General features: G+C 72.3%; 12 protein-coding genes and 1 pseudogene. 7 read left to right on the forward strand and 6 right to left on the reverse strand.

Features of this window, described 5'->3' with window-relative positions; genetic code table 11:
• The first annotated feature begins 71 nt into the window (after window positions 1-71).
• From ACIREI_RS28310 to ACIREI_RS28325, 4 genes are read left to right on the forward strand one after another with little or no spacing between them, the layout of a single operon-like run.
• On the forward strand, window positions 72-1,217 hold the full coding sequence (locus ACIREI_RS28310; protein ID WP_403338426.1) for a VOC family protein: 1,146 nt from the start codon (window positions 72-74) through the stop codon (window positions 1,215-1,217).
• Complete coding sequence (locus ACIREI_RS28315; RefSeq protein WP_403338428.1) at window positions 1,214-2,152, forward strand: fumarylacetoacetate hydrolase family protein; 939 nt, start codon at window positions 1,214-1,216, stop codon at window positions 2,150-2,152. The genes ACIREI_RS28310 and ACIREI_RS28315 overlap by 4 nt, the downstream gene beginning before the upstream one ends.
• A gap of 21 nt (window positions 2,153-2,173) precedes the next feature.
• Window positions 2,174-3,766, forward strand: coding sequence for a bifunctional 3-(3-hydroxy-phenyl)propionate/3-hydroxycinnamic acid hydroxylase (locus tag ACIREI_RS28320; protein WP_403338431.1), 1,593 nt, complete (start codon window positions 2,174-2,176; stop codon window positions 3,764-3,766).
• Entirely contained in the window at window positions 3,723-4,409 is a 687-nt protein-coding gene (locus ACIREI_RS28325; protein WP_403338434.1) for an MFS transporter, read from the forward strand. Before ACIREI_RS28320 ends, ACIREI_RS28325 begins: the two co-directional genes overlap by 44 nt.
• A 49-nt stretch (window positions 4,410-4,458) precedes the next feature.
• On the opposite strand, the gene ACIREI_RS28330 is transcribed toward ACIREI_RS28325, so the two are convergent.
• A complete protein-coding gene (locus ACIREI_RS28330) occupies window positions 4,459-5,016 on the reverse strand; it encodes a tellurite resistance TerB family protein (protein WP_403338437.1) in 558 nt (185 codons plus the stop codon).
• A 286-nt stretch (window positions 5,017-5,302) separates the two neighbouring features.
• On the opposite strand from ACIREI_RS28330, the gene ACIREI_RS28335 reads away from it, so the two are divergent.
• Window positions 5,303-6,814, forward strand: a complete 1,512-nt coding sequence (locus ACIREI_RS28335; protein WP_403338439.1) for an SDR family oxidoreductase — start codon at window positions 5,303-5,305, stop codon at window positions 6,812-6,814.
• A 78-nt stretch (window positions 6,815-6,892) separates the two neighbouring features.
• Window positions 6,893-7,474 (forward strand): annotated as a pseudogene (locus tag ACIREI_RS28340) (FAD-binding domain-containing protein); the annotation flags it as partial.
• A 9-nt stretch (window positions 7,475-7,483) separates the two neighbouring features.
• On the opposite strand, the gene ACIREI_RS28345 reads toward ACIREI_RS28340, so the two are convergent.
• Complete coding sequence (locus ACIREI_RS28345; protein WP_403338752.1) at window positions 7,484-8,476, reverse strand: LacI family DNA-binding transcriptional regulator; 993 nt, start codon at window positions 8,474-8,476, stop codon at window positions 7,484-7,486.
• A 247-nt stretch (window positions 8,477-8,723) separates the two neighbouring features.
• On the opposite strand from ACIREI_RS28345, the gene ACIREI_RS28350 reads away from it, so the two are divergent.
• Window positions 8,724-10,763: a glycoside hydrolase gene (locus ACIREI_RS28350; protein WP_403338442.1), complete on the forward strand. Its 2,040-nt coding sequence runs from the start codon at window positions 8,724-8,726 to the stop codon at window positions 10,761-10,763.
• Between the two features lie 92 nt (window positions 10,764-10,855).
• Here the strand turns inward: ACIREI_RS28350 and ACIREI_RS28355 are convergent, their stop codons facing one another.
• From ACIREI_RS28355 to ACIREI_RS28370, 4 genes are all read right to left on the reverse strand, one after another.
• The gene (locus tag ACIREI_RS28355; protein WP_403338444.1) at window positions 10,856-11,236 is read right to left on the reverse strand and encodes a hypothetical protein; all 381 of its coding nucleotides are present in this window, start codon (window positions 11,234-11,236) and stop codon (window positions 10,856-10,858) included.
• 54 nt (window positions 11,237-11,290) lie between these two features.
• The gene (locus tag ACIREI_RS28360; protein ID WP_403338446.1) at window positions 11,291-11,578 is read right to left on the reverse strand and encodes an SCO5918 family protein; all 288 of its coding nucleotides are present in this window, start codon (window positions 11,576-11,578) and stop codon (window positions 11,291-11,293) included.
• Window positions 11,579-11,635: 57 nt separating this feature from the next.
• The gene (locus tag ACIREI_RS28365; RefSeq protein WP_403338755.1) at window positions 11,636-11,971 is read right to left on the reverse strand and encodes a CBS domain-containing protein; all 336 of its coding nucleotides are present in this window, start codon (window positions 11,969-11,971) and stop codon (window positions 11,636-11,638) included.
• 152 nt (window positions 11,972-12,123) lie between these two features.
• Window positions 12,124-13,656 (reverse strand): DEAD/DEAH box helicase, encoded by a 1,533-nt coding sequence (locus ACIREI_RS28370; RefSeq protein WP_403338449.1) that lies wholly within the window; start codon window positions 13,654-13,656, stop codon window positions 12,124-12,126.
• Window positions 13,657-13,847: the final 191 nt, after the last annotated feature.

Consider the following 13,847-nt stretch of genomic DNA (forward strand, 5'->3'; position numbering starts at 1 on the left):
TCGAGCCATTGACGACTCTTCCATCAAAGCTGATGATTTCCTCATTAAGGCATCGTCGCTCGGAGGACACCATGTCTGGAACACCCGTGGCACCACCCGCCGTCGCGACGCCCCACCAGGACCTGCACAGCGAGCAGGGCGCCCTGCGCGGCGAGCATCCCGGCCGCTCCCGCAACCCCGTGATCAAGGTGGCGGACCTGGCCTGGCTGGAGTTCGAGAAGCCGGACCTGGACCGCGCCGAGGTCTTCGCCCTGGACTTCGGCTTCCAGGTCGCCGCCCGTACCGAGGGCGAGCTGTGGCTGCGGGGCACCTTCGCCGGCTCCCCCTGCATGGTGATCCGGCGCGGTCGTACGTCCCGTTTCGTCGGTCCGGCGTTCCGCGCGGCCGAGCGGGCCGACCTGGACCGGCTGGCGCGGGCGACCGGGGCGGCCGTACGGGACGCCGACGTGCCCGGCGGCGGCGAGGCGGTCGGCCTGCTCGACCCGTCCGGCTTCCCGGTGCGGGTCGTGCACTGTGCCGAGACCCTGCCCGAGCTGCCGGGACAGCGGCCGCTGCTCCTCAACTCCGGCGCGGGGCACCGCCGTACGAACGCCACTCAGCGTCCGCCGCGCGAGCCGTCCCGCATCCAGCGCCTGGGCCATGTCGTCCTGGAGACACGGGTGTTCGCCCGCGCCCTGGACTGGTACCTGGACACCCTCGGGATGATCGTCTCCGACTTCCTGTTCCTGGACGGGCAGCGCGGCCGGGGCCCGACGATGGCCTTCCTCCGCTGTGACCTGGGCAGCGTGCCGGCCGACCACCACACGCTGGCCATGCACTTGGGACCGGGCACGGGGTACGTCCACTCCGCCTACCAGGTCACCGACCTGGACTCGATCGCCGCGGGCGGCGAGTACCTGAACGAGCGCGGCTACCGGCGCAGTTGGGGCATCGGCCGGCACATCCAGGGCAGCCAGCTCTTCGACTACTGGCGCGACCCCGACCACTTCATGCTGGAGCACTACGCCGACGGCGACCTGTTCTCCTGCGACGTCGAGCCCGGCTGGGCGCCCATGTCGGCGAGCGGGCTGGCCCAGTGGGGGCCGCCGGCCACCCGGGACTTCCTGGGCGCGAGCCCGTCCCCCGCCAAGGTGCGCGAGGTCCTGACGGCCCTGCGCGGCGACAACGAACTCGATCCCGCACGTCTGCTGGGCCTGATGAAAGCGATGAACTCATGAGCACCAACGTCCTGCGCACCGCCGACGGCTGGTGGGCCGTCCTCGGCGACCGCGCCGTCCGCGTCGACACCGAGGCCGTCACCACCGCCGACCTGATCGCCGACCGGGCCGCCGTCCGGGAGGCCGTCGCGAGCGGCGAGCCCGGTACCCCCGTCGCCGACCTGGTCGCCCTCTCGCCGGTCACCACCCCCTGCCGGGTGGTCGCCCAGATGGTCAACTACCGCAGCCACGCCCGCGATTCGGGCTTCACCGGCGACATCCCGCCCGCCTTCTTCCGCAAGGCGTCCGGCTCGGTCAGCGGCCCCGGCGAGGCCATCGTCCGGCCCGCCCACGTGAAGTTCCTCGACTACGAGGTCGAACTCGGCCTCGTCCTGGGAGCACCCATGCCCATCGGCGCCGTCGTCGAGGAGAAGGACCTTCCCTCGTACGTCGCCGGGCTCGTCGTCACCAACGACGTCAGCGCCCGTGACGTCCAGCTGACCAAGACGCAGTTCTACGAGAGCAAGTCGTACCCGACCTTCACCCCGACCGGGCCGTACCTGGCGCTGCTGGACGAGGAGGACTTCGCCCATCTCCTCGATCTGCGGCTGAAGTTGAGCGTCAACGGCGAGTTGCGTCAGGACCGCACCCTCGCCGACATGATCGTCCGCCCGGCGCAGGCGCTGACCCTGCTGGCCCGCTTCCAGACCCTCGGCCCCGGCGACCTGCTGCTCACCGGCACCCCCGGCGGCACGGCCCTGAAGGCGCCGCCCAAGCCGGTGGAGAAGATCGGCGCGCTGCTGCCGCCCGCGGTGAAGTGGAAGGCGTTCTTCAGAACGCAGGCCAAGAACCCCCACTACCTGCACCACGGTGACGTCGTCACCGCCACCATCGCCACCCCGGACGGCCGGATCGACCTGGGCGGGCAGCGCACGCCCGTGACCGACGCGCGCTGAGACGACGGAAGTGAGCCGCACATGACCGTCGAGCACAGCCCGGCCGACGTACCCGTGGTGATCGTCGGAGCCGGGCCCGTGGGCGTCACCGCCGCCCTCCTCCTGGCCCGGCGCGGGGTACGCACCGTCGTCCTCGAACGCCACCGCGACGTGTACCCGCTGCCCCGCGCCGTCGCCACCGACGACGAGGGCCGCAGGATTCTTCAAGCCGCCGGAGTCGCCGACGAGTTCACCGCCGTCGCCCGTCCCGCGCGCGGCCTCAGGCTGCTGGACGCCCGGCACCGCGTGATCGCCGAGTTCCAGCGATCTCCACACGGCCACCACGGCTACCCGCAGACCAGCATGTTCGACCAACCCGAGCTGGAGCGGATCCTGCGTGAGGCGCTGGCCCGCCGCCCGGAGTGCGAGCTGCGGGGCGGGGTCGAGGTGACTGCGGTCGAGGACGGCGCGGACGGGCCGGCCCGTGTCACGTATCGCAACGACGAGGGCGAGCATGTGCTGCTCGCGGACGCGGTCCTCGGCTGTGACGGCGCGGGCAGCCTCACCCGGGCCGCCATCGGCGCCGAGTGGGAGGACCTGTGTTTCGAGGAGCGCTGGACCGTCATCGACGTGACGACGAAGGCCGCCGTGCGCTGTTGGGGAGGCGTCGAACAGGTCTGTGACCCGAACCGTCCGGCGACCTTCATGCGCATCGGCGAGGAACGCTACCGCTGGGAGTTCCGGCTGCGCGAGACGGAGCAGCTCGACGAGGAGCTGCTGCGTGAACTGGTCGCCCGCTGGGTGGACCCGTCCCGCCTCGGCTCCGGTGACGACTTCCACGTCATCCGGCAGGCCCAGTACACCTTCCGTGCCCGCATCGCCGACCGCTGGCGCCGCGGCCGGGTCTTCCTGCTCGGTGACGCCGCCCACCTCACCCCGCCGTTCGTCGGACAGGGCCTGTGCTCGGGGCTGCGGGACGCCTACAACCTGACCTGGAAGCTCGCCCGCGTGCTCCGACAGGGCGGTGACGAACGTCTGTTGGACACCTACGAGCGCGAGCGCAAGCCGCACGCCCGCCATGTCATCCGGCTGGCCGTCGCCACCGGCTGGGCCATGACCGGCGGCCAGGACCGCGCCGCCGCACTGCGCCGCACCGCCGTCGCCGCTGCCTGCCGTGTCCCCGGGGTGACCGGCAGGGCCGGCCGGGATCTCGGCCGCCCGCTCCCCACGGGACCGCTGACCCGGCGCGGCCGGCTCGGCGGCACCTTCTGCCCACAGCCCCGGGCGACGGGCGACGACGGTCAGGCCGTACGCCTCGACGACCTCCTCGGGGACTCCTTCGCCGTGCTGACCGCGGTGCCCCTGCCGCCCTCGCTGCGGGCCGTCACCGAGGGGCTCGGCGCCCGGGTCGTCGACGTGCACGACACCGGCGACGACGGCACCCTGGCCGCCTGGCTGCGCTCCGGCCGCGCGGACGCCGTCCTGCTGCGGCCCGACCGGGTCGTCATGGACGTCCTCCCCGCGGGCGGCGGCGACTTCACCGGCACCGCCGCCTGGGCGCCCCTGCTGTGCACCACCCGCCGGCCCGCCGATGAGCCCGTGGCCGCACCCCTGTCGAGGAGTTCCGCGCGATGACCACTCCCAGCTCATCCTCGGCTACAGCCCGTTTAAGGCCGCCACCGCCCTCGTCCCGGTCGCCCTGGCCGTACTGCCCACCTCCATGGTCACCCCGCACCTGGTGCGCAAGGCCGGCATGAAGGCCGTCATGTCCGTCGGCCTGTTCCTGCTCGCCGCCGGCCTGTTCCTGATCTCCTTGCTCGACGTCGACTCCGGCTACCTGCCCTTCCTCGGCGGCCTGGTCCTGGCTGGTCTCGGCATCGGCCTGAGCGCAGCGGACGGCACCTCGGCCATCACGGGCTCCCTGGGCCGGGGACAGCAGGGCGTCGCCTCCGCGATGAACGACACCACCCGCGAGGTCGGTTCAGCGGTCGGCATCGCCCTCATGGGCTCGATCTACGGCAGCCACTACCGCGACTCCCTCCCCGCCTCCGTCGACCAACTCCCCGCGGAGGCCGCCGGGTCCGTACGCCACTCCGCGGCCGCCGGCCTCCACGTCGCCGACGAACTCGGCGCCCGGGGCGCGGCCCTCGCCGACAGCGTCAAGTCCGCCTTCATGGACGGCCTTTCGGCGTCCCTGATCGCGGTGTGCGTCGTCGTCCTCGCCGCGGCGATCGGCGCCCTCCTGCGCGCACCGAAGACACCGCCTACGGCGGACTGATCCCGCCGGGCGGCCCCGGTTCCGGCGGGGCCGCCTCGGTGCGTGACGGTCAGAGGCCGAACTCCTGGGGAGACAGGTTGAGCACCGAGCACGCCTCGCGCAGGACCTGCTCCTCCGCCGGTGCGATGTACCCGTCCGCACCCGCGACGACGAACCCGGTCTGTACGACCGCCCTGGCCTCGGTCGGCTTCTTCGCGGCCTTGGCGATCTCCTGCAGGGCCTCGGCCTTGCCCTGCTGGAAGTTGAACCCCATCTGGTCGACGTGCTTGTTGAAGCGCTGCCGCAGCTGTTCGGACGGGAAGTTCTGCAGGACGTCGTTGTTCAGGATCAGCGACTCCACATGCTGGCGCTCAGCCGGGTCGACCTGCCCGTCGGCCGCGGCGACCAGGGCGCACATGGCCATGCTGGCGTCCCGGTAGGCGCCGCTCTTCAGCTCCGTCTTCAGCGAGGTGAGCTGGGACTTGAGCGCGCTCACCAGCTGAGCCTTCGATCCCCCGGAGGACCCCGAACCCGGCCGGCCGTGTCCACCGGCGGACGCGCCCCGCGCCCCCTGTGCCTGCTGCTGCAGACCCTTCGCCTGGTCCTTGATCCGATCCCACATCGCCATTCCGTGCCACCTCGGCTTCAGCCCGTGTCGTTCCGGTCGTCCGCGTGAGTTCCGCGCGTCCTCCTGCCAACTCCCACGAGCCCGCCGAAGTTCCAGCCACCGATCACAATCACCGATCTCACCGATCACCGATCTCACCGATCACCGATCCCCGAGCAGACGATCCCCGATCGACGAGCGCCGGGCGGTGCGGTTGCGGTGATCGTGCCCCGAGCCAAGCATGGGGAGAGGACAGGTGAACGCGACAGAGCCATCGGGCGGGGCACGTCCCGGGGAGCAACGAGGCATGACCGACGACGACCGGCCGCTGCGTTGTCTGGTCACCGGCGCCACCGGCTACCTGGGCGGCAGACTGGTGCCGGAGCTGCTGGCCGCCGGGCATGCCGTGCGCTGTCTGGCCCGCTCGCCCGGCAGGCTGCGCGACCATCCGTGGGCCGGGCAGGCGCAGGCCGTACGCGGGGACGTCACGGACGAGGGGTCCGTGCGCGCGGCGATGGAGGGCATGGACGTCGCCTACTACCTGGTGCACGCGCTGGGCACGGGGCGGGACTTCGAGGAGACCGACCGGCGCGCGGCCAGGATCTTCGGTGAACAGGCGCGCGCCGCCGGGGTACGCCGGATCGTCTACCTCGGCGGGCTGACCCCGTACGGCGTACCCGAGCACGCGCTCTCGCCCCACCTGCGCTCCCGCGCCGAAGTGGGCCGCATCCTGCTGGCCTCGGGCGTGCCGACCGCCGTCCTGCGCGCGGCGGTGATCATCGGTTCGGGTTCGGCGTCCTTCGAGATGCTGCGGTACCTGACCGAGCGGCTGCCCGTGATGGTGACGCCCAGCTGGGTGCGCACCCGCATCCAGCCGATCGCCGTCCGCGACGTGCTCCGCCTGCTCGTCGGGTGCGCGCGGCTGCCGTACGACGTGAACCGCGCCTTCGACATCGGCGGGCCGGACATCCTCACGTACGAGGACATGATGCGGCGGTACGCCGCCGTCGCCGGGCTGCCCCGGCGTGTGATCCTCCCCGTGCCGCTGCTCACGCCCCGGCTGTCCAGCCTCTGGGTCGGCCTGATCACCCCGGTGCCGGGTGCCCTCGCTCGCCCGCTGGTCGAGTCGCTGAAGCACGAGGTGGTCTGCGCCGAGCGGGACATCGTCCACCACGTGCCGGACCCGCCGGAGGGCCCGGTCGGCCTGGACCGGGCGATCCGGCTGGCCCTGCGGCGCGTGCAGGACGCGGACGTCGCCACCAGGTGGTCCTCGGCCTCGACACCCCGCGCCCCCAGCGATCCGCTGCCGACCGACCCCGACTGGGCCGGCGGAAGCCTCTACACCGATCACCGCGAGCGCACGGTCGCCGCGTCGCCGCAGGAGCTGTGGCGGGTGGTCGAGGCGATCGGCGGCGAGAACGGCTGGTACTCCTCGCCCCTGGCCTGGTCCCTGCGGGGCTGGCTGGACACCCTGGTGGGCGGGGTCGGCCTGCGCCGGGGCCGCCGGGACGCGACCCGGCTCCGGGTCGGCGACAGCCTGGACTTCTGGCGGGTGGAGGAGATCGAGCCGGGCCGGCTGCTGCGGCTGCGCGCGGAGATGCGGCTGCCGGGCCTGGCCTGGCTGGAGATGACCGTGGACCGGGATCAGCGGGGACGGACGGTGTACCGGCAGCGGGCCCTGTTCCATCCGCACGGACTGGCCGGACACGCCTACTGGTGGGGCGTGGCCCCCTTCCACGCCGCGGTCTTCGGCGGCATGACCCGCAACATCGCCGCCGCGGCCGAGTCGGCCGCCCGGGAACCCGCCCGTACACACTGAGGGGAGGTCGAGGAACCGTGCGCGTCTCGGTCGCCCTGTTCACGGCGGACCTGCGGGTGCACGACAACCCGGTCCTGATTCGTCCGCCAGCTCGCCTGGCGGGAGTTCCACCACCAGGTCCTGGCGGCCCGCCCCGACGCCGCCGCTCACGACTACCGCCCCCGGCACGACCGCTGGCGCCGCGCCCCGAAGGAGACCGAGGCCTGGAAGCAGGGCCGCACGGGCTACCCCGTCGTCGACGCGGCCCTGCGGCAACTGGGCCACGAGGGCTGGATGCCGGGCCGCGCCCGCATGCTCGCGGCGAGCTTCCTCACCAAGACGCTGTACGTGGATTGGCGGGTGGGGGCCCGGCACTTCCTGGACCTCCTCGTGGACGGCGACCTCGCCAACAACCAGCTCAACTGGCAGTGGGTGGCCGGTACCGGCACGGACACCCGCCCGAACCGGGTCCTCAACCCCCTCGTCCAGGCCCGCCGCTTCGACCCCCGGGGGGAGTACGTACGGCGCTGGCTCCCCGAACTCCGAGGCCTCGACGCCGCGACGATCCACCGCCTCCCGGCCCTCGACGACGCCACCCGCGCCGACCTGGACTACCCCGCCCCGATCGTGGACCTCACGGAGGGCGCCGCCCGCTTCAGGCAGGGGCGGGCGGGACTGTGACGACAGGACCTAAGGGCCTGTCCGGCGCGGTGCCGTGCTCCGGCGTGGCACGAGGCGGGTCGGGACGAGGGTGGTGCCGTGTGCGGTGCCGGTGTGCCGCATCTTGGCGATGACGCCCTCGACGCAGAGCCGGCCCACTTCCGCGAAGTCCTGGTGGATGGTGGTGAGCGGGGGCAGGAAGGACGCGGACTCGGGGATGTCGTCGAAGCCGATGACGCTGACGTCGTCGGGCACCCTCAGGCCGCGTTCGTGCAGGGCACGCAGCAGGCCCAGCGCCATCTGGTCGTTGGCGGCGAACACGGCCGTGCAGTCCGGCTGTTCGGCCAGTCGCAGACCGGCCCGGTAACCGGATTCGGCCGACCAGTCGCCGCGCACCAGGGGCGGCGGGACCGCGCCCGCCTCCGTGAGGGTGGTGCGCCAGGCGTTGGCACGGCGCTGGGCGGCGAAGGAGCCCTCCGGCCCTGCCAGGTGCCACACCGTGTCGTGGCCGAGGTCCAGCAGATGCCGTACGGCGTCGCGGGCGCCGCCCGCCTGGTCGGTGTCGACGACGGTGTAGCGGTCGCCGGCGTCCGAGTCGGCCACCACGACCTGCACGCCGGGCGGCAGGGAGACCGTCGCCGCGTCGAGCAGGTGGATCTCCATGATGACGATGACCGCGTCCACGGCGAGTTCCCCGAGCCGGGAGAAGGCGCCGTTCACCTCGTCCTGGGTGGGGACGGCCACGGGCAGCAGCGTGACGGCGTAACCGTGCTGGGCGGCGGAGGTCGCGATCGCCTCCAGCGTGCGGATGTTGCCCATGGTGGACAGGGAGAAGGTGATCACGCCGAGGGTGCGGAACTCGCCGCGCTTGAGCGCCCGCGCGGCGCTGTTGGGCCGGTAGCCCAGCTCCCGCATCGCGGCCATGACCTGCTGCCGGGTCTCCTCGGTCACGCCCGGGAAACCGTTGGAGACACGGGAGACGGTCTGCGAGGAGACGCCGGCGAGGCGGGCGACGTCGGCCATGGAGGCGCCCTGGCGGGGGCGGGTGGCGCGCTTTCGCGTACGTCCTCCCGCGGTGCGTGCGTCCATCGACTACTCCTTGACCGCTGAGATTCGCACAGTGTAGACATCCCGCCAGCGGATGTTTACGTAAACATTACGAGCCGAAACCACACGAGAACGCACCGAACCGCACCGAACCGCACCCTGCGGTCCCGATCTCTGTGTCCCGCCGGGACGCGCGGCGCACGGAAGAGCTGGAGTACTCGAGATGGCACACCGCACCCGTAAGAGAAGCCTCCTGGGGATCGGCGTCACGGCCCTCGCGACCGGGACCGTTCTGGCCGCCACCTCCCTGCCGGCCGCGCCCGCGGACACGACCGCCACCGCCGCGGTCACCGTCCGGCCCGACCCCTCGTACAAGCACGAGAAGTTCGAGGGCTGGGGCACCAGCCTGGTCTGGTTCGCCAATGCCACCGGCGACTACCCGCCCGCGATACGCGAGAAGCTCGCCCAGCTCCTCTTCGGGGACGACGGCCTCGCGCTGAACATCGCCCGCTACAACATCGGCGGCGGCAACGCCCCCGACGTCAAGGACTACCTGCGCGCCGGCGGCGCGGTCGAGGGCTGGTGGAAGGCCCCGGCGGGCACCACCCGCGAGGACGTCGACTGGTGGGACGCCGAGGACCCCGCCGACTGGAACAACAAGGCCGACAAGACGCAGCGCTGGTGGGTCGACCGCATCAAGAAGGACATCACCCACTGGGAGACCTTCAGCAACTCCCCGCCCTGGTTCATGACCGAGAGCGGCTACGTCTCCGGCAACTTCGACGCGGGCAAGGACCAGCTCAAGACCGAGTCCGTCGACGACTTCGCCAAGTACCTGGTGGGCGCCACCGAACGCCTGGAGAAGGCGCACGGCATCAAGGTCGACACCCTGGACCCGTTCAACGAGCCGAACACCAACTACTGGGGCACCAAGCTCGGTGCGGACGGCGAGCCCGTCGGCGGCCGCCAGGAGGGCGCCCACATGGGCCCGGAACTCCAGCAGAAGGTGCTGCGCGCGCTGGCCCCGACCCTGGAGCAGTCGAAGACCGGCGCGGAGATCTCCGCCATGGACGAGACGAACCCCGGCACGTTCGCCACCAACTGGAACTCCTACCCGCAGGAGGTCCGCGACCTCGTCGGCCAGATGAACGTCCACACCTACGGTACCGGCCAGCGCACCACCGTGCGCGACCTGGCCAAGGCCGCCGACAAGCCGCTGTGGATGAGCGAGGTCGAGGGCGACTGGGGCGACGGCCAGAGCTTCACCGACATGCGGCCCGGCCTCGGCCTGGCCCAGCGCATCGTCGACGACCTGCGTGAACTGGAGCCCAAGGCCTGGGTGTTCTGGCAGCCCGTCGAGGACTACGACAACATGAAGCCGGGCGGCGAGTCCGCGAAGGGCGGCAACTGGGGCGAGATCCAGCTGTCGTTCAGCTGCACGTCGAAGGACACCCTGGAGTCCTGCCCGATCTACACCAACACGAAGTTCGACACGGCCCGCAACTTCACCCACTACATCAAGCCCGGCGACCGGCTGATCAAGACGAACGACACCTCCAGCACCGCGGCGGTCGCCAAGAAGGGCGACGCGGCGACCGTCGTCCACGTCAACAGCACCACCGAGGCGCGCGAGGTCACCCTCGACCTGTCGAAGTTCGGCCGGATCTCCCCCCGCGCCACCGTCACCCCGGTGGTGACCAGCGCCGACGGCAAGCTGGAGCGGCAGCAGGCGGTCCGGGTCACCGGCAAGCAGGCCACGCTCACCGTGCCCGCCCAGTCCGTGACGTCGTTCCTCGTCAAGGGCGTGTCCGGCGTCGCCGCGGACGCGGCCGAGCTGCAGCAGGGCCACACCTACCGGCTGACCGGCGCCCAGAGCGGCAAGGACCTCACCATCGCCGACAACGGCACCGGCCTGGTCATCAAGAGCGCGAACGCCGCCGACCCCAGCGGTCAGCAGTGGCGCCTGGAGCAGATCAGCGGCACCGACAACCGCAAGCGGTACGTCTTCACCGAGGCGACCGCGGGCAAGCGCCTGGCCGTGCGCGACGGCGCCCTGGTGGCCGAGCCCGACGAGGGCACCCGCGACAGCGCCGCCCAGTGGATCATGTCGACGACCGGCGACGGCACCTGGACCCTCGTCAACGCCGCCACCGGCCGCCTCGCGGACGTCTCCGGCCAGTCCACGAGCGACGGCGCCTCCGTCGGCGTATGGCTCGCGAACTCCGGTGCCAACCAGCGCTGGACGGTGACCGACGTGACGTGAGGGGTGACGACGCCGTACGAACCGAGCGGCGCGTCAGCCCCCGGCCCCTCCCCGCACACGGAAGGAGGAGCCGCGGGCTTCCTCACGGGCTCTCACTGGTCCGAATAGCCGATGTCCCCGATGGTCCAGGCGCTCACGTCCTCCAGCGCGACGCGGTACATGCCACCCGTGTCGGGGATGCCGAAGCTGCCCTGGAGAATCCGGGCGACGTGGAAGTGCAGATGGGTGGGCCGCCTGCCGTGCTCCGGCGGGTGGTCGCCGCCGGCCAGGGCCGAGGTGAACGCCGCGGCGAACTGCCCCAGGTGCGCGGAGTCCCGCAGGACTTCGGCCACCCGCTCCTTCCACAGGGCTTCCGGGGCCAGCCGTCCCGTGATGACGGCTCCCGGGATCACCACGGTCAGGGACATCTGGCTGCTGTGCCGCGACTCCACCATCGCGGCGATCGCGACGAGCAGGTCGTCAGGGTGCGTCATGCCTCAGGAGCCTAGCCCGACGACGGGTCACGCGGCGGGTCGGGACCCGGGACGTCACCAGCCGAGCGCACCTTCGTCAGCCTGAGCGGCCTGGGCCGGCCTGGTGGGAGCCGCCTCGTGGCAGGTGAAGCCGAGGCGGGTCAGCGCGCGGCGCATCTCGCCCGTGGTGAAGTCGCGGCGGTTCTGCCGGGTGATCACTTCCCCGACCTGCATCACGGGGTAGACGCGCTGCTCGATGGTCACGGCCACGCCGGTGACGGGTTCGGGCGTGACGCCGCTCATCGAGTGCTCGACCTCGCGCTTGGTCAGGTCGAAGGGGAAACGGGCGATGACACAACGCATGGATGCCTCCACAGAGTTGGGCGAGAAACGCCGTAGGGGTCGACCGCGCGAGGGCGGTCAGCAGATCCGAGCGAGGACGCCCAGGGCGTAGCCGTGCTCGTCGATCACGGGTGACACATCCAGGGTCCGCACCCGCATGGCGGCTTCCGCCTCGCTGAGCACGGCCACGGACGAGGTGAACGGTCCGCGGTCGAGCGGGATGTCCCGCAGCCGCGTCCGGTCGCCGTACCACGAACCACTGCGGTGCGCGGCGAGCTGGGCCCGGGTGACCAGGCCCGCGCACCGCCCGTCCTCGTCCTGGAGGAGCAGGTGCGGGACCCGGGCGCTGATCAGCACGGACAGGGCCACGTCGACGGTCATGTGGTCGTCCACCTGGGGCCCGGGCGCGTGCATGGCGTCAACGGCGGTCAGGCCGGTGCCGTCGGCGGGGCGGGCCTGCCGTGTGCGCGCAGTGGTCGGCGTCAAGGGCTTCTCCTCTTCTTCGGGGCGGGCAGGACGGGCGAAGGCCCGCCCCGGCCGCCGGGAGTTGAGTCCCGGCGCCTGGGCTACGGGTTGTTCCTCGGCGTGGAGCGACGGGGCCGGCCGGAACCCCGCCCGCCACCGCCACGCCCGGCGCTCCGCCCGCCTTCACCGCGGCCGGCGGCCTGACCCCTGCGCGAGCGGCCGGCGGACTTGGTGCGCTCGCTCTGCTCCGGGACCTGTGCGGGCAGGGTGACGGGCACACCGGAGGGGGTACGGGCGCCGGTGATGCGCTGCAGTTCGGCCTCGCCCGGGCGGACCCGGGCGGACCGCGGGGTGATGCCGGCGTCGGCCATCAGACGGTCCATCGCGCGCCGCTGGTGCGGCAGGACGAGGGTGACGACGGTGCCGGACTCACCGGCGCGGGCGGTACGGCCGCCGCGGTGGAGGTAGTCCTTGTGGTCGCCGGGCGGGTCGACGTTCACGACGAGGTCGAGGTCGTCGACGTGGATCCCGCGGGCGGCGACGTTGGTGGCCACCAGGACCGTGACGTGGCCGTCCTTGAACCGGGCGAGCGTCCGGTTGCGCTGCGGCTGGGACTTGCCGCCGTGCAGGGCCGAGGCGCGCACACCGACGGACAGCAGGTGCTTGGCCAGCCGGTCGGCCGCGTGCTTGGTGTCCAGGAACATGATCACCCGCCCGTCGCGGGCGGCGATCTCGGTCGCGGTGGCGTGCTTGTCGTCGTCGTGCACGTGCAGCAGATGGTGCTCCATGGTGCTGACCGCGCCGGCGGACGGGTCGACCGAGTGGACCACGGGGTCGTGGAGGTAGCGGCGTACCAGGAGGTCGATGTTGCGGTCCAGGGTGGCCGAGAACAGCAACCGCTGGCCGTCGGGACCGACTTGGTCGAGCAGCGCGGTGACCTGCGGCATGAAGCCCATGTCGGCCATCTGGTCGGCTTCGTCCAGGACGGTGACGGCGACCTGGTCCAGCCGGCAGTCGCCCCGTTCGATGAGGTCCTTGAGGCGGCCGGGCGTCGCCACGACGACCTCGGCGCCGCCGCGCAGCGCACTCGCCTGGCGGCCGATCGCCATGCCGCCCACCACGGTGGCGAGGCGCAGGCGCAGGGCGCGGGCGTAGGGGGTGAGCGCGTCGGTGACCTGCTGGGCCAGTTCCCGGGTGGGCACGAGGACCAGGGCGAGCGGCTGCCGGGGCTGGGCCCGCTGCCCCTGGAGCCGGGCCAGCACGGGCAGGCCGAAGGCGAGCGTCTTGCCCGAACCGGTGCGCCCTCGGCCGAGCACGTCCCGTCCGGCGAGCGCGTTCGGCAGCGTGGCCGCCTGGATCGGGAAGGGCACGGTCACGCCCTCGCCGTCGAGCGCGGCCAGCAGACGGGCGGGCAGTTCCAGTTCGGCGAACGTCTCGACCGCCGGGAGTGGCTCGGTGAGAGTGACCGGCAGGGTGAACTCCTGCGGCCGTGCGGCGGAGCGCGCGCGAGGGCTCTGCCGGCCGGTCTCCTGCGCGCGCGAGCGGCTGCCGCGGGCGCCGCCGGCCGAGCGGGTGGAGTTTCTGCCGCTACGGAAGCGACCTGCGCTGCCGCCGGTGCTACGGGTGCGGTTCATGAAGGAACCTTCCTCGATACGGCGTATCGAGGAAGTCCGACCGAGCGATGACGAGCCGCGCGCGGATTCACAAGAATGAGCCGAGGGAATGCGAAAGGCCGCTCGGCGCTGAAGCCGGGGCCGTCAATAATCCGGGAACTCCGGGTGCTCCGGGAGCCCACCCAGGAAGTTCGGATACTCCGGGGACTCCG

The sequence above is a fragment of the Streptomyces sp. NPDC093591 genome, assembly GCF_044764885.1.
GTDB lineage: Bacteria > Actinomycetota > Actinomycetes > Streptomycetales > Streptomycetaceae > Streptomyces.

Excerpts from the sequence above, each read along its gene's own strand:
- ACIREI_RS28310 (WP_403338426.1), top strand. The coding sequence starts at position 72 with ATGTCTGGAACACCCGTGGCACCACCCGCCGTCGCGACGCCCCACCAG.
- ACIREI_RS28315 (WP_403338428.1), top strand. The coding sequence starts at position 1,214 with ATGAGCACCAACGTCCTGCGCACCGCCGACGGCTGGTGGGCCGTCCTC.
- ACIREI_RS28320 (WP_403338431.1), top strand. The coding sequence starts at position 2,174 with ATGACCGTCGAGCACAGCCCGGCCGACGTACCCGTGGTGATCGTCGGA.
- ACIREI_RS28325 (WP_403338434.1), top strand. The coding sequence starts at position 3,723 with ATGAGCCCGTGGCCGCACCCCTGTCGAGGAGTTCCGCGCGATGACCAC.
- ACIREI_RS28330 (WP_403338437.1), bottom strand. The coding sequence starts at position 5,016 with ATGGCGATGTGGGATCGGATCAAGGACCAGGCGAAGGGTCTGCAGCAG.
- ACIREI_RS28335 (WP_403338439.1), top strand. The coding sequence starts at position 5,303 with ATGACCGACGACGACCGGCCGCTGCGTTGTCTGGTCACCGGCGCCACC.
- ACIREI_RS28345 (WP_403338752.1), bottom strand. The coding sequence starts at position 8,476 with ATGGCCGACGTCGCCCGCCTCGCCGGCGTCTCCTCGCAGACCGTCTCC.
- ACIREI_RS28350 (WP_403338442.1), top strand. The coding sequence starts at position 8,724 with ATGGCACACCGCACCCGTAAGAGAAGCCTCCTGGGGATCGGCGTCACG.
- ACIREI_RS28355 (WP_403338444.1), bottom strand. The coding sequence starts at position 11,236 with ATGACGCACCCTGACGACCTGCTCGTCGCGATCGCCGCGATGGTGGAG.
- ACIREI_RS28360 (WP_403338446.1), bottom strand. The coding sequence starts at position 11,578 with ATGCGTTGTGTCATCGCCCGTTTCCCCTTCGACCTGACCAAGCGCGAG.
- ACIREI_RS28365 (WP_403338755.1), bottom strand. The coding sequence starts at position 11,971 with ATGCACGCGCCCGGGCCCCAGGTGGACGACCACATGACCGTCGACGTG.
- ACIREI_RS28370 (WP_403338449.1), bottom strand. The coding sequence starts at position 13,656 with ATGAACCGCACCCGTAGCACCGGCGGCAGCGCAGGTCGCTTCCGTAGC.